Source organism: Kitasatospora sp. NPDC058406 (assembly GCF_042722765.1).
Lineage (GTDB): Bacteria > Actinomycetota > Actinomycetes > Streptomycetales > Streptomycetaceae > Kitasatospora.
Window position 1 is genome coordinate 4,750 of record NZ_JBHXKE010000135.1, and the last position, 20,900, is coordinate 25,649.

General features: G+C 74.1%; 16 protein-coding genes. 6 read left to right on the forward strand and 10 right to left on the reverse strand.

Translation table 11 applies throughout. The features are described from left to right. Positions 1-100: 100 nt before the first annotated feature. Complete coding sequence (locus ACFWOG_RS24635) at positions 101-2,929, reverse strand: SdrD B-like domain-containing protein (protein ID WP_380361020.1); 2,829 nt, start codon at positions 2,927-2,929, stop codon at positions 101-103. 685 nt (positions 2,930-3,614) lie between these two features. Between ACFWOG_RS24635 and ACFWOG_RS24640 the strand changes: the two genes are divergently transcribed. Beyond that, complete coding sequence (locus tag ACFWOG_RS24640; protein ID WP_329881498.1) at positions 3,615-4,769, forward strand: inorganic phosphate transporter; 1,155 nt, start codon at positions 3,615-3,617, stop codon at positions 4,767-4,769. Continuing rightward, the gene (locus ACFWOG_RS24645; RefSeq protein ID WP_329952312.1) at positions 4,766-5,023 is read left to right on the forward strand and encodes a hypothetical protein; all 258 of its coding nucleotides are present in this window, start codon (positions 4,766-4,768) and stop codon (positions 5,021-5,023) included. The genes ACFWOG_RS24640 and ACFWOG_RS24645 overlap by 4 nt, the downstream gene beginning before the upstream one ends. 189 nt (positions 5,024-5,212) lie before the next feature. On the opposite strand, the gene ACFWOG_RS24650 is transcribed toward ACFWOG_RS24645, so the two are convergent. The 7 genes from ACFWOG_RS24650 to ACFWOG_RS24680 all read right to left on the reverse strand — a co-directional run bounded on the left by ACFWOG_RS24650 (position 5,213) and on the right by ACFWOG_RS24680 (position 15,978). Next, the gene (locus ACFWOG_RS24650; RefSeq protein ID WP_380361021.1) at positions 5,213-6,235 is read right to left on the reverse strand and encodes an ABC transporter ATP-binding protein; all 1,023 of its coding nucleotides are present in this window, start codon (positions 6,233-6,235) and stop codon (positions 5,213-5,215) included. Continuing rightward, positions 6,232-9,069, reverse strand: a complete 2,838-nt coding sequence (locus ACFWOG_RS24655; RefSeq protein WP_380361022.1) for a hypothetical protein — start codon at positions 9,067-9,069, stop codon at positions 6,232-6,234. The genes ACFWOG_RS24650 and ACFWOG_RS24655 overlap by 4 nt, the downstream gene beginning before the upstream one ends. 94 nt (positions 9,070-9,163) lie before the next feature. Beyond that, positions 9,164-12,466 (reverse strand): FtsX-like permease family protein, encoded by a 3,303-nt coding sequence (locus tag ACFWOG_RS24660; protein ID WP_380361028.1) that lies wholly within the window; start codon positions 12,464-12,466, stop codon positions 9,164-9,166. A gap of 296 nt (positions 12,467-12,762) precedes the next feature. Then, positions 12,763-13,398, reverse strand: a complete 636-nt coding sequence (locus tag ACFWOG_RS24665) for a LysE family translocator (protein WP_380361029.1) — start codon at positions 13,396-13,398, stop codon at positions 12,763-12,765. A gap of 251 nt (positions 13,399-13,649) precedes the next feature. After that, positions 13,650-14,195, reverse strand: a complete 546-nt coding sequence (locus ACFWOG_RS24670) for a dihydrofolate reductase family protein (RefSeq protein WP_329952310.1) — start codon at positions 14,193-14,195, stop codon at positions 13,650-13,652. Further along, positions 14,192-15,121: a haloalkane dehalogenase gene (locus tag ACFWOG_RS24675; protein ID WP_380361023.1), complete on the reverse strand. Its 930-nt coding sequence runs from the start codon at positions 15,119-15,121 to the stop codon at positions 14,192-14,194. Before ACFWOG_RS24675 ends, ACFWOG_RS24670 begins: the two co-directional genes overlap by 4 nt. 41 nt (positions 15,122-15,162) lie before the next feature. Beyond that, positions 15,163-15,978, reverse strand: a complete 816-nt coding sequence (locus ACFWOG_RS24680; RefSeq protein ID WP_380361024.1) for an SDR family oxidoreductase — start codon at positions 15,976-15,978, stop codon at positions 15,163-15,165. A gap of 107 nt (positions 15,979-16,085) precedes the next feature. Between ACFWOG_RS24680 and ACFWOG_RS24685 the strand changes: the two genes are divergently transcribed. Together ACFWOG_RS24685 and ACFWOG_RS24690 are read left to right on the forward strand one after the other, a co-directional pair. Further along, positions 16,086-16,664, forward strand: a complete 579-nt coding sequence (locus tag ACFWOG_RS24685; protein WP_329952307.1) for a TetR/AcrR family transcriptional regulator — start codon at positions 16,086-16,088, stop codon at positions 16,662-16,664. Between the two features lie 497 nt (positions 16,665-17,161). Then, positions 17,162-17,866 (forward strand): MarR family transcriptional regulator, encoded by a 705-nt coding sequence (locus ACFWOG_RS24690; RefSeq protein ID WP_380361025.1) that lies wholly within the window; start codon positions 17,162-17,164, stop codon positions 17,864-17,866. Between the two features lie 174 nt (positions 17,867-18,040). On the opposite strand, the gene ACFWOG_RS24695 is transcribed toward ACFWOG_RS24690, so the two are convergent. Then, on the reverse strand, positions 18,041-18,445 hold the full coding sequence (locus tag ACFWOG_RS24695) for a nuclear transport factor 2 family protein (RefSeq protein WP_380361026.1): 405 nt from the start codon (positions 18,443-18,445) through the stop codon (positions 18,041-18,043). A 301-nt stretch (positions 18,446-18,746) separates the two neighbouring features. Here ACFWOG_RS24695 and ACFWOG_RS24700 point away from each other — a divergent pair, with 301 nt between their 5' ends. After that, positions 18,747-19,925, forward strand: coding sequence for a CapA family protein (locus ACFWOG_RS24700; protein WP_380361027.1), 1,179 nt, complete (start codon positions 18,747-18,749; stop codon positions 19,923-19,925). A 123-nt stretch (positions 19,926-20,048) separates the two neighbouring features. Here the strand turns inward: ACFWOG_RS24700 and ACFWOG_RS24705 are convergent, their stop codons facing one another. After that, a complete protein-coding gene (locus ACFWOG_RS24705; RefSeq protein ID WP_329952304.1) occupies positions 20,049-20,276 on the reverse strand; it encodes a hypothetical protein in 228 nt (75 codons plus the stop codon). Between the two features lie 511 nt (positions 20,277-20,787). On the opposite strand from ACFWOG_RS24705, the gene ACFWOG_RS24710 reads away from it, so the two are divergent. Beyond that, the coding region (locus tag ACFWOG_RS24710; RefSeq protein WP_380361030.1) for a cold-shock protein at positions 20,788-20,900 on the forward strand (113 nt) is incomplete at its 3' end.

Below are 20,900 nucleotides of genomic sequence, written 5' to 3' on the forward strand. Positions count from 1 at the left end.
TGGGGGGGCGTGGGTCCGGGGGGGGGCGCGCGCGCGGCCCCGGCGCCCGCCCGCCCCGCCCGACCGGTGCCGGTCCCTCAGGACCGCCGTGCGGGGCGTGCTACTGCTGCCGGGCCCTGCGTCGGCGGGCCAGCAGCACGAGCGCCGCGCCGAGGACGGTCAGCGCACCCGCGCCGGCCACCATCACCGGGATCCCCTCGCTCGCACCGGTGCTGGGCAGGTGCGACCCGGGGGCGGGGACGGGGGCCGGCGGGGCGGGCGGCTTCGTGGCCGGGCTCGGCTGCGTCGGAGCCTGCGTCTGCGTCGGCGTCGCCCCGGTCGGCGTCGGCGTCGGGGTCGGCGTGGGAGTGGGCGTGGGCGTCGCGCTCGGCGTCGGCGTCGGGGTCGGGGTGGGGATCAGCCGGTTGACGGCCGTCACCTCGACCCCGGCGCCGAGGTTCTCGGCGTTCAGCACCAACGGCCCGAACACCGTCACCTCCGGTGGGGCGTAGCCCTCCGGCGGCGCCAGCTCCTGCCAGTAGTAGGTTCCCGGCACACCGCTGCCCTTGCAGATGCCGTCGGCCCCGGTCGTGCAGGGGTCTCCGGCCGCCGTGTCGGGCTTCTCACCGGAACCCTGCAGCCCGTCGGTGCCGTTGGTCTCCTTCCACAGCCGGAACTTCGCGCCCGCCAGCGGCTTGCCGTCCTGGTCGTGCTTGACCAGGCGCAGCGCGCCCTCCTGCTGCCGGAAGCCGAAGTCGAAGGTGTGGTCGTTCTCGCCCGGTCCGCCCGTGGTGAGCGCTCGTTCGGCGTACTGCCCGCCCGCCGGGACGACGCCCTTGGAGTCGACGAACCGGTTGTCGCCGACGTCGGCGTCGGTCGGCACCCACTGGTACAGCGGGCCGCCCTTGGCGTAGTCGGCCGGGTTGTCGAGCCGGACGGTGTACTTCGTGCGCGGCTTGAGGCCACCGGTGACGTTGGAGTCGTCGAAGTAGTACTCGCCGCGCGCCGTGGTCTTCGCGGTGCCGACGAGCTTCCCCGACTCGTCGTACAGGTTGACGGTCGCCGCGGGCACCGGGCGCTGGCCCGGGCGCTGGACGCCGCTGCGCTCGGGGTCGTACCAGACCCGGTTGCCGATCTGGAGCGGGGCCTGGTCGCAGAGCACCTCCAGGTCGCCCATCGAGGCGCCCTTGCCGAACGGGGCGATGGTCCCCGGCGGGTTGAGCCGCAGGCCGAAGAGCGGGTCCTGCTTGCCGTCGCGCTGGACGAACGCGGTGCCGTAGCCGTAGGCGGTGGAGTTGGGGTCGAAGCCGGAGGTCGCGATGGTGTTCTCGACCTTCGACAGTGCCATGCCGGCGAAGGCCGCGTTGTGGTGCGACCCCATCCGGCTGTTGTCGAAGAACCGGGTGCCGCGGGGTGAGAGCCCGCAGCCGTTGTTGGTGTCGAGCACGTACGTGCCGTTCGCCGGGCAGGCCTTGTTCAGGTCGCCGCCGGACAGCACGTTCGCGACGGAGGTCGGCGTGGGCGCGGCCGGCGCGCGGTCGCCGAAGCGGTCGCGGAACGCCAGCAGCATCGAGCCGTCCGTCTCGAACGTGATCTCGCCCAACTCCGGTTCCGGCTGCGCCAGGTAGGCCCCGCAGGCCTGGCCGTTCTGCGAGGTCGGGTAGGTGCCGGTCCACGGGAACCAGCCCGCCCCGTCGCAGGTGCCGCCGCCGACCGTGGAGCCGCGCGGGTAGTCGAGCGGCTGGTTCAGCACCGCCGGTGCGAAGGCGCCGGTGGCCAGGTCGAACGGCAGCACCACCGCGCGCAGGTCGGAGGCCTTGCCGGTCGACTCGCCCGAGCAGACGCCGCCGAGGTAGCCGGTGCCGTCCTGGAGGCCGAGGCCGAACGGCCGCCAGTCCCCGGCCGCGGGGCAGCCCGGGTCGGGGATCGGGTAGGCGGCCTTCGGTGCGGCCGCCGTGGGCCCGGTGGCGTCGTAGCGGTAGAGCTTGCGGTCGTTGAGGTTGACGACGAAGAGGTCCTTGCCGTCGTCGCTGATCTTGATGCCGCCGAGGCTCTCCTTGCCCGGCACCGCCAGGAACGCGTCGTCGGTGCCGCCGCCGTGGACGGTCGAACCGGCGTCCGGGACGGTGGTGAACAGCGAGGTCCGCTTCTGCGCGAGGTCGGTCACGTAGACCGCGCCGGCGCCGCCGGGGCCGTAGTCCGTGGTCCGCTTGGCGACGGCCGAGGAGAACACCCGCCGGTCCGCCCGGTTCCACGCGATGCCGTACAGCGCACCGGTCTCGGCGTTGGTGGCGACGTTGGTGACGTTCACGTCCACGCCGTCCGTGCCGCGGGCGCTGTACGGGAAGGACACCAGCGTGCGCTGCGTCCCGCCCTCCCGCGTGGTCGGCTGGCAGGTCGTGACCAGCGGCGCGTTCTTCTGACAGTAGTCACCGGGGCTCCACAGCCCGGTGGTGTACGCCACGTTCTTGCCGCCGGAGAGGTCGACGAACTCCTCGTTGCTGCTCAGCTGGGTGGGTCCGCCGGCCAGGCCCTGGCGCGAGGCGAAGGCCGGGAACAGCTTGCCCGGCTTCGGATTCACCACCTGGACACGGTACTTGCCGCCGGTGAGCTTGGTCGCGGCCGGCGCCAGCGTCACCGTGCCGTCCGCCGCGGTGGTGCCCTCGATGCCACCTCCCGCGTCGTCCGTGAGGGTCACCTTCACGCCGGCCAGACCCGGCTCCAGAGCGGGCGTCCAGACCCCGCTCGTGTCCACGGCCCGCACCACGCGGACCGTCACCGTCCCGTCGCCCGCCTGGGGGAAGGCCGCAGGCGCCGCCACCAGCGAGCCCGCGCCGATTCCGACGGCCAGCGCCGCGGCGCCGCCCACCGTGCGGCGGCCGAGCACGCCCGGCCGTCGCCGCTCCGGGCCGCGTACGGCTCCGGGCCTCTGTTCATGTGTCGTGGTCATCCCTGCTCTCATCGTGCGGTCGGGCCTCCGCCCCGGCCTCGCGAGGGAGTTCGCGTGTGGCGGGAAGCCGCTGTTTTTAACGGGAGCTTAAGGGGGTTTCACACAAGTTCGCAGGAGAACCAGGAACTTTGACGAGCCGTCAGGCGTTCCGGTCTGCTGGGTGGTGAAGTCTCGTCAGATGCGTGACAGGACAACGGAGTTACGCCTGGCCACCGGCCGGAACGGCGGTCCTTCCGTGCGGGAGTCCCGTCGGTCCCGGTCCGCCGGACAGGTCCCGCACTCGAACGCGTTGCCAGGCGACGAACTGGGGCACGGGAAGCGCCCGCCGCCCGGATCGCGCCGGGTGCCGTGAACCGCGCGAGGAGCCCGGGGCGGTGTGGCCCGGCGGGGGTCGGGGGTCAGGGATCCGGTCCGGGTCCGGTCCGGGTCCGGTCCGGGGCGGACGTGGCGGTGCGGCCGGGGTCACCGCACCCGACCCGGACGGCGACGCCGCGGGGGAGGGGCCCAGGGATTCGTCCCTGCGCGCGGCGCGGCGGGCCGCAGAACCGGCGCGGATCGCGCCGTCACGTGCGGTGGAGCGTCCGCGCGGTGCCGTTGGTCCGATCGGATGGCCGCCCCCGGCACCCCGGCGCGCCGAGCCCTCGGGGGAGCGGAGCGGTACGGGCGACAGGTTAGGTTCGGGCCCGTGACCGGCAACGACGCGGTTCTGGTGTTGGTGGTCGCCACCGCACTGGGATTCGACTTCACCAACGGATTCCATGACACCGGCAACGCCATGGCGACCTCGATCGTCACGGAGGCGCTGCGCCCGCGTGTCGCGGTCGCGCTCTCGGCGGTGCTGAACCTGGTCGGCGCGTTCCTGTCGACCGCGGTCGCCGCGACCATCGCCAGTGGCCTGGTGCAGAGCGGCGACGTGACCCTGGTGGTGGTGTTCGCGGGCCTGGTCGGCAGCATCCTGTGGAACCTGGCCACCTGGTACTTCGGCATCCCGTCCAGTTCCTCGCACGCGCTCATCGGCGGCGTGGTCGGGGCCACGATGGCGGCGGCGGGCGCCTCCGCCGTCAAGTGGCAGGGGCTGGTCTCCAAGGTGATCGTGCCCGCCACGCTGTCCCCGTTCATCGCCGGCACGGTCGCGGTGGTCGGCACCCACCTCGTCTACCGCCTCACCCGTGACGTGTCCGAACGCGCGCGTGACCACGGCTTCCGGATCGGCCAGATCGGCTCGGCCTCGATGGTCTCCCTCGCCCACGGCACCAACGACGCGCAGAAGACCATGGGCATCATCACGCTGGCCCTGATCGCCAACGGCACCCTGCACGCCGGGGCCACGTCCCCGACCTGGGTCATCGCCTCCTGCGCGGTGGCGATCGCCCTGGGCACCTACCTCGGCGGCTGGCGGGTGATCCGGACGCTGGGCAAGGGACTGCTGGAGATCGGGTCGCCACAGGGCATGGCCGCCGAGTCGGCCTCGGCCGCGGTGATCCTCTCCTCCACCGACTTCGGCTACTCGCTCTCCACCACCCACGTGGCCACCGGCTCGATCCTGGGCGCCGGGGTCGGGAAGAAGGGGGCCGTGGTGCGCTGGAACACCGCCCGCCGGATGGCGGTGGCCTGGCTGTTCACCCTGCCCGCCTCCGCCGCGGTCGGCGCCGCGGCCTACTGGGCCGCGCACGGGATCGGCGGGACCCTCGGCGTCGTGGTGATCTTCATCGCGCTGCTGCTGGCCTCGACCGCCTTCTTCGCCGCCTCCCGGCGGACGCCCGTGACGCCGGAGAACGTCAACTCCGCCTGGACCGGCTCGCTGGCCCCGACCCCGGACGTGAACGAGGCGGCCTCGTGATCGACTGGGTCAACCTGGACGCGCTGTGGAAGATCGTCGTGGTGGGCCTCCTCGCCGGCGCCGGCCTGCCGGCCCTGTTCGCCGTCGGTCTGCGCGCGCTCAACCCGCCGACCCGCCCGGGTGCGACTGCGCCTGCGACCGCGGCCGGGCGGCCGACCGCCGGGCCGGCCGGCTACGCGGCGGCCGGCCTGTGCTTCGCGGTCGTGCTCGCCGCGATCGGCTGGGGCATCTCCGTCATCGTCAACCACAGCTGAACGGCCCCGCCGTGCCGGAGGGCGTCCGTGGTGCGCCCCGACGCCCCGGTGACACCGCCGTCCGGACCCGCGACATCGGCGCCGGGCCAGGGGGACCGCGCGGGCCCGCGCCCACCTGACCGTCGCGGCCGACACCTCCCGGCGGACTCGGTGCCGCGGTACCGGGAGGATCAGCCCGTCGAGCCCGCCTCAGCCATCGGCGCCCACGTCCTCGGCGCGCCTGTTCCCGGTGTCCTCGCTTCCGGTTCCGTCGGCCTCGGTGGCGGTCGGCGGGCGGCCGTGGTCGGGCCACACGGAGATGTGGTCGCGTTCCAGCACCAGTCGCACGCGGTCCGCCAGGCCCAGCGACTCGGTGAACTCGCGCGGCAGCTGGAGCCGGCCGACCCGGTCCAGCACGGTGTACTCCTGGGCGGTGAGCGAGCCGTCCGTACTGGTGACGGCCACGTGGCGCAGCACCTCGGTCGACGTGCGCCCGTCGCGGATCCGTACCGTGCGACGGACCTGGTCGGCCACCAGGGCGTCGTGGGTGACGATCAGCACGGTGGTGCCCAGCTCGCTGTTGGCGGTGCGCAGGGCGGTGAAGATCTCCTCCGAGGTGGCGGTGTCGAGTTCGCCGGTGGGTTCGTCGGCGAGCAGCAGCCGCGGTTCGTTGGCCAGCGCGATGGCGATCGCCACACGCTGTTGCTCGCCGCCCGAGAGCGCGGCGGGGGTGCGGTCCGCGGCCCGGGCGATGCCCATCAGGCCGAGCAGTTCCATCGCCCGGGCGGCGCGCAGGCGGCGCGGCACACCGATGTATCCCATCGGCAGCTGGACGTTCTCGCGGGCCGTCAGGTACGGCAGCAGGTTGCGCGCGGTCTGCTGCTGGATCACCCCGACGGTCCGGCGCCGGTAGGCGGTCCGCTCGCGCCGCTTGAGCCCGCCCAGGTCGGTGCCGGCCACCTCGGCGGTGCCCGCGCTGGGGGTGTCCTGGCCGGCCAGGATGCCGAGCAGGGTGGACTTGCCGGAGCCGGAGGCACCGACCAGGGCGAGCAGCTCGCCCTCCTGCACGGTCAGGTCGAGCCCCTGCAGGGCCTGCACCTCGACCCCGCCGCGGGCGGTCGCGCCGGTGCGGAAGATCCGCACGAGGCTCTCGCACGCCACGATGGGCCGGTCGGTCCCGCGCGCGGGTCGTTCGGTACCGGCCGCGGGTCGATCGGTGGGACGGGTGTTCACAGGGCCTCCCCCAGTCGTAGCACGGCGCCCAGCCCCCGGCGGCGGCTGATCGCCGCCTCCAGGACGGCGGCCGTCGTCATCAGTACGGCCAGCGCGACGCCGAGCCCCGCGGTGATCGTCCAGTCGATGTGTACGGCGGGCTCGAACGGCCCGCCGGTGATGGCCCCCAGCCGCAGGCCGGAGCCGAGCGCGACGGGCAGCAGCAGGCCGAGCGCGGTGCCGCCGACCGCCGCCGCCAGCACCAGCGGCACCAGCTGGAGCAGTTGCAGGCCGAGCACCGCGCGGCTGCCGATCCCCAGGGTCCGCAGGTAGGACGTGGTCCGGCCGCGTTCGGTGGCACTGAGCAGCAGGTCCAGGGCGAACGTGCCGAGCGCGAGCAGCAGGCCGAGCGCGGTGGTGACCCGGAAGGCGAGCCGGGCCGAGTGCGCCAGCCCGTCCGACCGCAGCGTGTCGCGTTCGCCGTCCCGGTCGCGGAGTTCGACCGACGGCCCGGGCACGCTGCTGGGGGCGAGGTGCATGGCGGCGCCGGCCCGCACCGCGGCCGGGTCCAGGGCCGGCCCGCCGGCGGCCGGGTAGAGCAGGAGCGCGGAGGGGTGGTTCCTCTGGGCGGGCAGGCGCTTCGCGGACGGGCCGGTGAACACCAGCAGGGCGCCGGGTCGGGGTCCGTCGCCGAGCACCGGTCCGAGGACCGGGTCGCGCAGCGCCTCCTCGGACAGGGCGCCGACCACGTGGACCAGGATGCGGCCCGTCCCGAGCGCGGTCAGCTCGAAAGTGCCGTCGGGGACCCGGGCGGCGAGCTCGGGGTCGGCCAGCGCGGTGACCACGGGGACTTCGAGGTCGGCGCCGGTCCGCTCGATCGGCGCGTCGGCGCCGTCGGCGGCCAGTAGGGCGCGGGCCATCGGGGAGGACGGGTCGGCGGCGCTCAGCGCGGCGGCGTCCAGCCCGACGAACTGGGCGCCCGGGAACGTCGTGCCGTCGTCCTGCGAGGTGAGTTCCCCGCTCGCGCCGGTGACGGCCACCTGGTGCCCCACGGAGGCGACCGGCGGCAGGTCCCCGGCGACCTGGTCCTTCGGTCCGACCAGGGCCATGGGCGCCCCGCCGGTGTGCCAGTGGGCGATCTGCTTCTGTCCGTCCGCGAGGGTGCGCGGAATCAGCCCCCCGTAGACGCCGTAGCCCATGGCCAGCACCAGGACCAGCAGGGAGAGCGCGGCCGCGCCGCTCTGCGCCCCGGCCCTGGCGAGAGCCACCAGCGGGACCAGACCGCGCGATCGCTGCGCCGAGCGGGTCGCCCGGCGGACCAGCGGGGGCAGCGACCGGAGCAGGATCCCCACCGTGATCAGTGCCAGGAGTACCGGTGTGAAGGCGAGTTGGGGGTCGATGCCGGTGCCCGCGTAGGCGCCGCGGGTCCGCAGTGCGACCAGCCCTCCGGCGGCCAGGAGCACGACCAGGGCCTCCAGGACGATCCGGCGCGAGCGCGGCAGGGGCCGGGTCCGCCCGGCGGAGGCGAGCAGGACGGCCGCCGGTGCGCACCAGACCAGCAGGGCGGCGACCAGGACGGGCACCCAGGAGCCGAGGGCGGCGCCCTGCGGCGCGAGAGCGCGGCCGATCGCCCAGCCGGCCGCGACCCCGGCGCCGACCGCCACCGCGGCCTCCACCAGCAGTCGGCCCGCGATCCCGAGCAGCCCGGCGCCGCGGGAGAGTTGGAGCGCGAAGGCGCCGGCCCGGCGGCGGGCCCCGAGCCGGGCGGCGGCGACCGAGGTGGCCACCACCATGGCGAGCAGCCCGGCGAGTGCGAAGCTCTGGAGCTGCTCGGTGCGTTGGCGCTGGACGGCGAAGGCGTCCAGCTCCGCGCCGAGCCGCTCGGTGGGGTTGACCGAGGGCACGATGTGGCCGGTCAGCATGCAGGCGTCCGTGAGGCCGAGCCCGCACAACTTGTCCGGGCCGGCCTTGTGCAGTGCCTTCAGGCCGGATTGCATTCCGGCGATCCCGGCCGGGGTGGTGGCCGGTCCGGAGCGGTCGGTGGTCACCGGCAGTTCCCAGGCCACCGTGAACGCGAGGCTGTACCTGGCGATCAGCTCGATCCCGCCGGCACTGGTCAGCATCTGGCCGGCCAGTTTCTGGCCGGGGTCATCAGGCAGGATCCACGGGGCGACCAGCATCGGGGACTGCTGCCAGAGCCGCTTCGCGCCGAGGTCGGTACGGAAGACCCCGACCAGGAGTGCCGGGGCGGACGATCCGGGGGCGGGGGTCGACAGATCGAAGTGCTGACCTACCGTCAGGCCGAGTTTCTCCCGGGTGGCTTCGGACACCGCGACCTCGATCGGGCCCGCCTGGCTGGGCGGGACGAGCAGGTCGGCTCGGGGTTGCTGCGGCGCGCGGCCCTGGAGGTACTCGACCGCCCCGCCGGTGGCCTCGGGTTGGGGGTAGACGAGGTTGAACGACGGCGGCTTTCCGTAGGGCGTGGGCATGCCGGGACCGCGTGCCGACGCGTTGAGGGTGGTGACACGGGCCCGCGGTTTGCCGAGCACGGTGGCCAGTGGGGAAGTCGCCGCGGTGCGCACCCGCTCGCCGAGCTTGTCGAGGTCCCGGTCGAGCGAGCCGGGGTCCGCGGCCGGCAGCCACGGCATCGGGGCGGTGGTGGTGGTGGCGGAGACCAGCGGCGCGTCCCGCTGGGCGCGGACCACCCGGTCCGCGAGCGTACCGGCCGCGAGCCGGTCGAACTGCGGCGGCCAGCTCAGCGGGATCGCCGTGAGCAGTGCGGCGAGCAGCGCGAGCACGGCCGAGACCGGCCAGGCGATCCGCGCCTCGCGCCGGATCAGGCGCAGTGTCAGCATGTGGGGCTCCCCCCGTCGAAGCGTCCGTCCTCGCGCACCCGGCCGGGACCGTCCGTGCGCCCTCGGTCCGCGCACCGCCGACCCTCCGCCGGGCTCATCCGTAGTCCCCCGCGCGCAGGGCCCGGACCAGGTCGACCCGGGCCAGCAGACGGGTGAGGACCAGCACGGCGAGGGTGAGCAGCAGCCCCCCGGCCAGCGCCGTGAGTACGGCGGCGGGCCGGCCCGGGTCGGCCACGATCGCCGGGAAGACCGACCCCCCGTAGTCCTCCAGCACGGTGAGCGCCAGCAGCAGGGCCGCGAGCAGCAGGCCCAGCAGCCCTCCGAACAGCACCGGAAGCACCGTCACCGCCACCTGTTCGGCGCGCAGCAGCGCGGTCAGCTCCGCGCGGCGGACACCCAGTGCGCGGAGCACCGCGAACTCCCGCCGGCGGGAGCGGACCGTGCTCACGGCGTGCAGGGTCAGCGCGGTCACCGCGAAGAACGGCGCGGTGACCAGGACCAGCAGCCAGGCGCAGCGCAGCCCGGCCCGGAACGGGTCGTCCGCCAGGCCGCCGGCGACCCTCAGGGCGCTCTGCGGCCGGCCGAACTCGCCGCGGCCGTCGACGGCGGCCCAGGTGGCCTCCGGGTCCGAACTGGCGAGCCACCACCGGGTGGCGACGGGTGGGGCGGCACCGGTGAGCGTGCGGTTCGCGGCGAGTGCGCGCACGTCCAGCAGGAGGTGGCCCTGGCCCCGGGAGTAACCGGGCAGCACGTCGACCTCGCCGGTGATCCGGACCTTCTGGGTACTCTGCCCGTCGCGCTCCCAGTTGAGCGGAACGGTGTCGCCGACCCTGGCGTTCACCGCGTCGAGCAGCTCGCGGTCCGCGAGCACGGGCAGGATGGGGGGCACGGGCAGGAAGGCGCCCCCCTGCACGGCGCGGAGTTCGGGCACGCTGTCACCGCTCACGGGCTGCACCGCGAGGACCGCGTCCGATCCCGCCGGGTCGGGCGGGACCTCCGGCGTGTGGGATCGGATCACCGTGTGCAGCAGGTCGGATCCTTCGCTCTGCCAGGTGCAGGCCTCGGCCTGGGAGGCGTGGTCGTCCATGGGGCCGCGTTCGGTGCCGGGGCAGTCGAGCGCGACCGGGGTGGCGAGGACCTTGCCCGAGCGGGCCCAGTTCTGCCCGGGCGGGAGCGAGAGGTCGGTCCGCTCTCCCGCGGCGGTGACGGCCGTGACCTTCGGCAGGCGCAGGTCGAGGGTGGAGCGAAGGAGCGTGCTGCCGGGGAAGTGGATTCCGAGCCGGCTGAGCGTCAGCGGACGGGCCCGCCGGTCGCTGTCTGCCAGGGCGAAGGTCAGCGAGTGGGGGAGGCCGTCGGTCGGCAGGGGAGCGGTCAGCTGGTCGGTCAGTCCGTCGGCGTCCTGGATCCAGAGCTGCAGGAGCAGACCGGGTGCCGGGATCGGCAGGTCGGTGCTCGCCCGGACGGTCACGTCCAGGGCGGCCGGCTCGCCGGGCAGGACGAGCCCCTGGGCTGGCACGGCGGTCAGGGGGGCCAGCAGCTCCTGGAGCGGACGGGGGGCCTGGTCCGGGCGGAGGCGCGGCAGCCCGGCGGCGGAGGCGGCCGTGGTGTCGACGGCGACCGTCTGTACCACGGTGGTGCCCAGGAAGGCGGTCTGCTCGGACACCGGGGTGAGGCTCGTCACGCCCGGGAGGGCGGCCAGTGCGGCGTGGCGCTGTCCGATCGCGCCGACCACTCCGGACAGCCGCAGATCGGCGCCGACCGCGTAGGCCGCCCGGTCCCGGTCGCTGGTCGGCAGTGCGGCCAGCACCCCGGCGGCCAGGCTGCTGCAGGCCACCGCCAGCAGCGTCACCAGCACCGGCACCGACTGGCGGCCGGCGTCGCGGCTCAGCCGCCAGGCGCCCAGGGGCAGGACCAGGCCGCGGGCCCGCCGGGCCGACCGCTCCAGCAGCCGCTTCACCGCCGGCAGCACCCGCAGCATCAGGACGGCCCCGGCCACCGCCATGGCCACCGGGGCGAGTACCAGGGTCAGGTCGACCGAGGAGTCGAACCCGACGCCGGCGTTCTTCACCACCACGCCCTCGTAGCGGTCGAGTTGGAAGTATCCGAACGCCGCCACGGCGAGCAGTGCCAGGTCCGCACCGGCCCGCTGCAGACCCAGCCGGCGCGGACTGCGTGCCCGCAGTGCCCGCTGGGCACCCGGGTCCGTCGCCTGCCGGGCGAGCGGCAGCAGCAGAGCCGTGCCCTGTACCAGGAGGACGAAGCCGGCGGCCCACCAGACGGTTCGGCCGTCGCCTGCGGCCAGGCCGTCGGCCCCGACGCCGCGCAGCACGGCAGCCAGCAGCGGCTCGGCCAGCAGCACCCCGCCGACCGCCGCCGGCACCGCGGCCAGCGCCCACTCACCGGCCGCCGCCGCGAGCAGCCGCGCCGCGCCCGCACCCCGGGAGCTCTGGAGCGCGTGTTCGCCGGCGACCGCGTCGGCCAGGCGACGGGCGGTCAGGACGAGGACCACCGAGGCGAGCAGGGCGAGCAGGCCGAGCGGTACGGCGATCTCGGCCCTGGCCGTCAGGACCGGCACCACCTGCCGGTCGACCGCGGCGGGCAGTGTACTGCGTACCGCGGTGTTGGTCAGGGCCGGTTCGGCGCCGCGGTAGACCGAGCGGGCCGTGTCCGAGCGGGCGAAGACGGTCACCCGGTCGCGCAGCGCGGTGAGTTCGGACAGGCTCGACCGCCCGGTGTCGGGAAGGGCCAGCCAGACGGCGAGCATACGGCCGGTGAATCCGGGCAGCGCGGCCAGCCGGGCGCCGTCGACCAGCACGAGGGCCTGCTCCGCGGCGTCGGGGCCGCCGAGGCCGGTCCAGAACGCGGCGGCGTCCGGGTCGGGCCGGTAGACGCCGGTCACGGTGAACCGGAGCGGTTCGCCGGTGCCGGGCGTGCGGATGGTCGTGGTGCTGCCGCTGTCCAGGCCGAGCCGGTCGGCGGTGGTCTCGGGGAGGGCGACGCGCAGCCCGTCGCCGGCGGCCGGGGCGGCCTCGGGCGCGTCCGGCCAGGTGCCGCTGCGCAGTTGAGCGAAGCGGTCGGGAGTCGGCAGCACCGCCAGGCGGCCGGAGAGCACGGTTTCGGTGGCCCAGCGGCGCCCGTTGGGCGGCAGCGGGAGGTCGACGGTGCCGATGCCGCGCTGCGCCGTCTCGGTGCGGAACGGGGTGCCGGCCATCGTCCGGACCAGCGCCGAGTGCACCGCGCGGTCGGCCGCGGGCAGGCCCGGCGCCGTCCAGCGTGCGGTCACCTCGACCGAGCGCCCGGCGTCGGCGTCGAGCCGCTGGCGCACTCCGGCGGTGGCGGCCGACTGGGCCAGCCCGGTCACTGCGGACAGCACCGCCGTCGCCACCAGGATGCTCACGGCCAAGGCCGCCAGTACCAGTCCGTGCCGGCCGATCCGGCGCCTCACCCCCGCCAGTACCATCCATCGCTCCCCTCGGCACCCTCCGGAGATGGAGGGGCGCGCGTCACGAGACCAAGTGCGGTACAGAGTCGGGGTCTTGTCGCCACGATCTGTTTTTGGTCTGGACCAATCGAACCGGCCCCATCTTGCACGACGGTCGGCCGGTCCGGCCGGGGGATGCTGCTTTTGCCTGGCTTGTCTGCCCATAGAGGCAGCGGGGGCGCCGCCAGGCCGGGACGCGGCGACGTGGCCGGCTACTCCGGGGCGGTGACCAGCCGGACGGCCAGCGCGCCGAAGATTGCACCGCTGAGGACGTTCAGCCCCCGCGCCGCCCGGGTGCTTCGACGCAGGAGAGCCGCCAGCCTGCCCGACAGCACGCCCACCGTGATGTCGACGGCCAGCCCGACAGCCACCATCGTCAGGCCGAGGAGCAGGAGTTGACCCGTGACGTGCCCCAGGCCGGGGCTCACGAACTGCGGCAGGAACGCGATGTTGAACATGATCACCTTGGGGTTGAGCAGGTTCGTCACGGCGCCCTTCGAGAAGGCGCGCAGCCGGCCGGGCACGGGGGCCCCGTCGTCACCGCCGTCGGCGCCGAGGGGCGACCGGTCGCGGAACGCCTGGACGGCGAGGAGGACGAGATAGGCCGCGCCCGCCCAGCGCAGCACGTCGTAGAGCGCCGGCAGGTGGGCGAACAGCGACGACAGTCCGAGCATGGCGGCCAGGGCGTGCACCGTCGCCCCGAAGGCCACTCCCAGGGCGGCCATCACCCCCGCGGCCGGCCCGCCGCGGCCGCCCATGGCGACCACGAACACCATGTCGGGGCCCGGAGTGACGCACAGGGCCAGTGCGGCGGTCACGAAGGCCAGGTACAGCGGAAGGTCCAACATGACCAGCATCCATTTCTCCGTGCTTCACGGGTGCGGACCGGACGGGCCGTCGGGAGGGCCGTCGGATCAGGTGCGCGGCGACCGCCCGGGTGGGGCGGCCGGTACGAGGTCGGGACCGAGGGGCGGACGGTGACGACCCGTCGGTCCGCGGTCTGTGGTTTGTGGTCCGCGGTCTCCGGATCCGCGCGGCCGTCCGGCGGTACCCGCTCGGGGCGCCTGCCCGCAGCACGTGGCGGGCAGGCACCCTCCGGTCAGGCCGGCCGGTAGCTCAGGTCCAGCACGCCGGTGGAGAAGGCGGTCGAGCGGGTGAGCTGCAGCGGCACCCGGGCGGAGCCCTCGGCGAAGAGCCGCAGCCCGGTGCCCAGCACGATCGGGTGGACGAGCAGGCGCAGCTCGTCGACGAGCCCCGCCTCCAGCAGGGTGCGGGTCAGACCGATGCTGCCGGTCAGGTTGATGTTCCCGCCCGGCTGCTGCTTGAGCTCCTTGACCGCGGCGACGACGTCGCCCTCGATGACGGCCGAGTTGTTCCAGTCGGTGCCGGTGAGGGTGGTGGAGGCGACCAGCTTGCGGATGCCGTTGATGGCGTCGGCCATCTCACCGCTCCGGTGCGGCCAGACGGCGGCGAACGTCTCGTAGGTCTTCCGGCCCAGGAGCAGCGTGTCGGCCTCGGCGTGCATCTGGCCGACCGCGGCGCCCATCTCGTCGTTCATGAACGGGAAGTGCCAGGTCTCCGGCGCCTCCACGACGCCGTCCAGCGAGATGAACAGGCCGGTCACGATCTTGCGTGGTGCGGTCATGCGAATCCTCCGGGGAGTGGGTGGTGCTTCGGGTCTCGCCGGGCCTCGTCGGGCGAGGGGTCGCGGCGAAGCTTGTGACGGTCCGCCCAGGCGGCGATCGCGGCGGCGATCGCGAGGGGCTGGTCCTCCGGCGTGTGGTGTCCGGCGACCGCGTCGCTGTGCTCGATGTCGAGGCCGGCGATGTTCGCCGCGCACCAGTCGACGATCTCCGGGCCCATCATGGCGCCGGGGCCGGGCGCGAAGGCGATCAGCAGTTTGGGGACGTCCGCGCTGGTCGCCAACCAGCGGTCGTAGGCCCGGATCCTGGACACGACGTCGGCGGGTTCGCCGTCGAGGGGCATCGACCGCGGCCACTGGAGCAGCGGTCGGCGGCTCTCCCGGGTGGGGTAGGGGCGGCGGTAGACGTCCAGATCGGCGGGGGAGAGGGGAGTGGCGACCGAGCCGGGCAGCAACTGCTCGACGAAGGCGTTGTCGTCGAGGATCATGGCCTCGCCCACCTGGGGCGTCCTGATCGCCCGGAACAGCCGGCGGCCGCCCTCGGGGAACTCCTCCCAGGCCATCGGCTTGACGATGGTCTCGGTGAACGCGATGCCGCGCACACGCCCGGGGTGCCGGGCGGCCCAGTCGAACGCCAGCGCGCCGCCCCAGTCGTGCCCGACCAGCACCACGTCCTCCAGGCCGAGTCCGTCGAACCAGGCGTCCAGGTAGCGGGCCTGGTCGGCGAAGGTGTACGCGAGATCGGGCTTGCCCGACTCGCCCATGCCGATCAGGTCCGGGGCGAGGAGCCGGCCCGGCGTGCCGACGGCGGGGAGGACGTCCCGCCAGAGGTGGGAGGAGGTGGGGTTGCCGTGCAGGAAGACCATCGGCGCACCGGCGCCGACCTCCCGGTGGAACATGGTGGAGTCGAGTACAGGTCGAACGGGCAAGGCGCTACGTTCCTCTCAAGTGCGCGAGCCGGAAGGGTGGTTCAGCGGAAGGCGGGGCCGGTGCGGCCGGCCCACTGCGCGAAGGTCCGCGGCGCCCGGCCGAGGACGCGCTCGACGTCGGGGCTGATCGCCTGCTCGGCGGGCAGCGGCTCGCCGAGGATGGCGAGGGTGCCCTCCACCACCGGCTCGGGCATGAACGCCAGCATCTGCGCGCGGGCCTCGGCGCGGGTCTGCTCGACGAACCGCACCGGAGCGTCCAGCGCCGCGCCGATCGCCGCGGCCCGTTCGCGCGGGGTGACCACGGCCGGTCCGGTGAGCTCGTACGTCCGGCCCGCGTGGCCGTCCTCGCGCAGGACCGCGGCCGCGACCGCGGCGACGTCCGCCGGGTCGACGGTGGGCAGCCCGACGTCGCCGAAGGGCGCGGCGGCCGTCCGCTGCGCACGGATCGACTCGGCCCAGGCGAAGGCGTTCGAGTTCAGGCCGCCGGAGCGCAGGATCGTCCAGTCGAGACCCGAGCGGCGCACGGCGTCCTCGAACGCGGCGGGGTGGCCGTAGACCTCCGGCCGTGTCCCGGCGCCCTGCGAGGAGAGCAGGACGACGCGCCGCACCCCGCTCGCCGCGGCGAGATCGAGGACACCCTGCGGGTCGTCGCCGGCGACGAGCAGGAACAGGGCCGCGGCTCCGTCGAGGGCGGCGCCCAGACTCTTCGGGTCGGCGAGGTCGGCCTCGACGTGCTCGACCCCGTCAGGCAGTCGACCCGGGTTCCGGGACACGGCCGTCACCTGCTCGCCGGCTCCGACGAGGAGCCGCACGAGCTCCTGGCCGACGTTACCGGTCGCACCCGTCACAACAATCACAAGAACCCCCATAGGCAAGGCAATCGGGCGGGCCAGCCGGGTAAGTTAGTTGGCTGACTCAGGTGAGACAGTAGCCGACGCCGCGTCAGGCGTCTACAGTCAGTCAGGTGACTGACTCAAGGAACACCCGGCGATCGTCGGGCAAGCGGGAGCGGCTGGCGGCCGCCGCGGCGCAGGTGCTGCACGAGAAGGGCGTCGAACAGACCACGCTGGCCGACATCGCCAGGGCGGCGGACGTCCCCGTCGGGAACGTCTACTACTACTTCAAGACCAAGAACGAGCTGGTCGAGGCGGCCATCTCCGCGCACGCCCAGGGCCTCCGGGCCGTGATCGACACGCTCGACGCCCTGCCCGGGCCCAGGGAGAGGCTGAAGGCGCTCCTGAGCGGCTGGGTCGACCAGCGCGAGCTCACCGCGCTCTACGGCTGCCCCACCGGAAGCCTCGCCTCGGAGCTCGACAAGCGGGCCGACGGCCTCGACGAGTCCGTCGCGGAGGTCATGCGGCAGCTCATCGACTGGGCGGAGGTCCAGTTCGAGGCGATGGGCCGCGACGACTCCCGTGAACTCGCGGTCGCGCTGGTGGCCGCGTACCAGGGGATCTCGCTGCTCACCAACACCCTCCGCGACCCCGAACTGATGGCCGTCGAGGGGCGCCGGCTGGAGCGCTGGATCGACTCGCTCGCCTGACCCGTCACCGGCGCCCGCCGGGCTGCCGGCCGGACCCCCGCCCGCGCGGCTCCCGGCGGTACGGGCGGCGGGTCCGGTGCCGCCGCGGAACGCGCGCTCCGGGCCCGGCCGGCGACGGGCCGGGGCGCGCGGTGGATGAGCTTTCCCATGATCTTCAGCCGTTTCTGTCGCTCCGGGTGCCACGCGGCTCCCGGCGCCGCCGGATCGAGGTGGCCGCGAACGGCGGGCACGGTGCGGCGCGGTGGTGCGGGGCGGCGTCGCCCCCGGCCGGGTCGGTTCGTTGCCCGGGAAGGAAAAGCTATGTTGCGTTCACTGTGGGGTCAATTGACATGAGGGGGAATTTCGGTGCTTAATCCGCCATATCTCGCGCAATTGTTGCAATGGAAATGCCGATGAATGCAACCGGAAGCGGTGGCTCATTGCAATGGCATGGCGGTGAACGCACCTCGATTCCGCCCCCGGAACCACGTACGCGACCACATCAGGAGCGACCGACCATGCCCCGAGGCAGGCTCACCCACCAGGACCGCCGACAGATCGCCGCTGGGCTGGCCGGCGGACTCTCGTACAGCGAGATCGCCAAGGGGCTGGAGCGGCCGACCTCGACCGTCACCCGTGAGGTCACGCGCAACGGCGGCCCGAGCGGCTACCGCGCCGACGGCGCCCAGCTGGCCACCCGGCGCCGGGCCCGCCGCGGAGCGGCCCTCCCGGCGGCTCCCGGGTCGGCCGGGGCGCCCGAGCCGCCCGACCCCGCGTTCCCGCAGGAACTGCGGGCGTTCCAGGAACAGTTCATCGGGTTCCTGGTCAACGGGGGCCTCCCGCGGATGCCGGCCGGTGTCCTCGCCTGCCTGTGCACCAGCGACCACGGAAGCCTCACGGCGGCGGAACTCGCCGAACGTCTGAAGGTCAGCCCGGCCACCGTCTCCAAGGCGGTCGGCTACCTGGAGGGACAGGAACTGATCCGCCGTCGGCGCGACCCGCGGGAACGGCGCGACACGTACGTGATCGACGAGGACGTCTGGGTCCGCGCGATGATCGCCGGTGCCCGGGTGGACACCGTCCTCGCGCAGGTCGCGCGCGAGGGTGCGGGAATCCTCGGGGTGAAGTCGCCGGTCGGTCGCCGCCTCGACGGCATGGGGGCGTTCCTCGACCACGTCGGCCAGGACCTGATCCGGGCGGCCGAGCGCTGGCGGCACGGCTGACCCCTCGCGCGGCGTCCTCCGTGAGCCGGGGTTCTCCGTGCGCCGGGGTCCTCCGCCGTGTCGGACGTCCGAGCGGACCCGGGCGAGGGGCCCGGCCGGCCGGGCCGGCAGCCGGCCGGTCGGGGGATCCGGCGGTCACGACGGGCCGTGGACGAGTCCCGGGGCGCGGAGCGGTCAGGAGCCGAAGGCCGCCACGGTCTGCGCGGTGTCCTCGGTGCCGCGGTAGTGGACGATCATCCCGTCACGGAACCCGAACCGGTGGTGGAGGTTCATCTCCAGCCGCTGCCCGCCGGCCCGGCGGGCAGCCCGCATCCGCACCACGGTCAGCACCTCGGTGTCGTTCGCGGCGAAGACCAGCGGGGTGAACTCCTCCACCGCCATCGCCGAACCGAACTGCTCGAAGAACTCGGCGACCTCGGCCTTCCCGTGGCGCACGCCGTACCACGGTGCGGCGGTGGACGTCGTCTCCGAGGCCCAGTCGACGTCCTCGCCGAGCCTGGCCAGGATCCCCGGTACGTCGCCGCTGCCGAAGGCCGCGTAGACCGATCGGACCGTCTCGATCATGCTCTGCTCGTTCACCGGGCACCTCTCTCCGGTCGGCATCACACCACCTCCCATGCTAGGAGGGGGGCCGTCCCCGCCGCCTTCCGAGGCACTCGGTGCCGGTGCCGAAAGCCCGGCGCACGAGGGGAGCCCGGCTCGGCGGCGCCCCGGACCGGCCGACCGCGGTGCCCGCGTCGGTGGATCCGCCCGGAGGACAGCAGGGCGTGGGGGAGGCGGGGGAGCGGCCGGGCCGTCGCATAGTCGGAGGTCCGGCTCCGGCCCGGCTGCGGTTCGGCTGCGGTCCGGCCGTTCCTTCCGACCACGAGACGAGTCGATCATGCGTCTGCCCCGCCGACCGGCCCCCACGGCGGCCGTCGCGCTGCTCCTCGCCCTCACCGGCTGCGGCTCCCCGGCCGCTCCGCCGCCGGTGGAGGCCCCGAGCCCCACGGCGACCGGGTCGCCCGCCGGACCACGGCCGTTCACGCTGGTCGCCACCGGTGACGTGCTGCCGCACACCGAGATCATCCGGCAGGCCGAGGAGGACGCCGGCGGCGACGGCTACGACTTCAGCAGGATGTTCGCCGGCGTCAAGCCGCTGATCAGCGGCGCGGACCTCGCCATCTGCCACATGGAGACCGTCTACGGCGCCGACGGCGGGCCGTTCACCGGATACCCGGCCTTCAAGTCGCCGCCGCAGGTCGCCCGGGCACTCAAGGACGCCGGTTACGCCTCCTGCGACACCGCCTCCAACCACACCCTCGACGACGGGGCGGCCGGTATCCGGCGCACCCTCGACGCGATGGACGCCGTGGGCCTGGCGCACACCGGCTCGGCCCGCGACGAGGCCGAGGCGGGGAAGCCCGCGCTGCTCCGGGCGGGCGACGCCACCGTGGCGCAACTCGCCTACACCTACGGCACCAACGGGATCCCGCTGCCGGCGGGCCGACCCTGGGCGGTCAACCTGATCGACCGGGAGCGGATCCTCGCCGACGCGCGCGCGGCCCGGGCGGGCGGTGCGGACGTCGTGGTGGTCAGCGTCCACTGGGGCACCGAGTGGCAGGACGCGCCGAACGACCAGCAGCTCACCCTGGCCCGCGACCTGTCCGCCGGGCAGGGCGAGGGCCGGTCCGACATCGACCTGGTCCTCGGTACACACGCGCACATCCCGCAGGCGTACGAGAAGATCAACGACACCTGGACGGTGTACGGCCTCGGCGACCAGCTCGCCGGGCACATGTTCACCTACGACGGCGCCGAGGATCCGCGCGGCAACTGGAGCTCGATCGCCCGCTTCACCTTCGCCCCGCCGGGCGCACCGGGGCGGCGATGGACGGTCGCCAAGGCCGAGTTCGTCCCCCAGGTGACGGACCTCGGCCCGCCCTACCGCGTTCTCGACCTGCGGGAGGCCGCCCGTAGTGACCCCGGTCGGGCCGACTACGCCCGGGCGCTCGACCACATCCGGTCGGTCGTGCTGAGCCGGGGCGCCGCCTCGGCCGGGCTGACCGTGGCACCGTGAAGCCGCCGGCGCCCCACGGGCCGCGTCACTGCGCGGTCGGACGTGCGGGTGCGACGGCGGGGACGGCGGCGCGGCTTCGCGCCAGGGTGTGAGGAGGCCCCGGGCCGCCCCGGGGCCTCGTGGTCAGAGCTTGAACATCGAGGTGTACGGCTGGGTGATGCGTTCCTGCCGTGAACCGAAGTCGACGAGTACGGCGATGTCCCCGTCGCCTTCGACCTCGATGGCACGGCCGAGGCCGTAGCGGTCGTGGGTGACACGGTCGCCCACGGCGAACCGCTTGCGAGGTGCCTCGACAGGAGCTTTGAAGGGGCTGGTGGGCAGGGGCCGGCGGACTGCTGGTGGTTTCGTCATTCCCCTCAGTATGCGCCGGAAATTGCGGGAGCGGACCCTCGGGTTGACTTCGATTCGGTCAAGCCCGAACGCCGTTCCCACCGTTCGAGGCGGCCGCCGTGCCGGCGGGGGGCGGGAGCGGTCGGCGGCGGCCAGCGCGGGCCCGGTGGCGCGGGGGCGCGCCCGTGCCCCGTCCGCTCCCGGCGATGTCGCACCGGTGAGGAAATTTCCGGCGGGGGGAGGAGTCCGTCGGGGACGGCAACGTCGCTGGTCACGCGGTGTGCCGCTGCCTCCGGCGGGTCGGATCGGCGGCCCGAGGGGGGAGTCTCCGGAGGAGCCGGGAGTGAAAGGTTCCACCGAAGCGGGCTCGGGCCTGCTAGAGTCGTTGTTAGTTGCAGTAGTGGTTCCCATGAACTTTGTGTGCGCCTGCTGGTGTTTTGCGCAGGCGCATTTTTTGTTTCCCCGGCTCTTCCCCGGGCGGGTCATCATCGCGGCGACTCGGAGTCTGCACCGTGCGGGCTCCGGACAGCCCTTGAAGGAGATTTTTTTTATGGCTAATGGCACCGTGAAGTGGTTCAACGCGGAAAAGGGCTTCGGCTTCATCGAGCAGGAGGGTGGCGGCCCGGACGTCTTCGCCCACTACTC

Coding starts and splice junctions, on each gene's coding strand:
- ACFWOG_RS24635 (WP_380361020.1), bottom strand. CDS start 2,929: ATGACCACGACACATGAACAGAGGCCCGGAGCCGTACGCGGCCCGGAG.
- ACFWOG_RS24655 (WP_380361022.1), bottom strand. CDS start 9,069: ATGCTGACACTGCGCCTGATCCGGCGCGAGGCGCGGATCGCCTGGCCG.
- ACFWOG_RS24665 (WP_380361029.1), bottom strand. CDS start 13,398: ATGTTGGACCTTCCGCTGTACCTGGCCTTCGTGACCGCCGCACTGGCC.
- ACFWOG_RS24670 (WP_329952310.1), bottom strand. CDS start 14,195: ATGACCGCACCACGCAAGATCGTGACCGGCCTGTTCATCTCGCTGGAC.
- ACFWOG_RS24690 (WP_380361025.1), top strand. CDS start 17,162: ATGCCCCGAGGCAGGCTCACCCACCAGGACCGCCGACAGATCGCCGCT.
- ACFWOG_RS24700 (WP_380361027.1), top strand. CDS start 18,747: ATGCGTCTGCCCCGCCGACCGGCCCCCACGGCGGCCGTCGCGCTGCTC.
- ACFWOG_RS24705 (WP_329952304.1), bottom strand. CDS start 20,276: ATGACGAAACCACCAGCAGTCCGCCGGCCCCTGCCCACCAGCCCCTTC.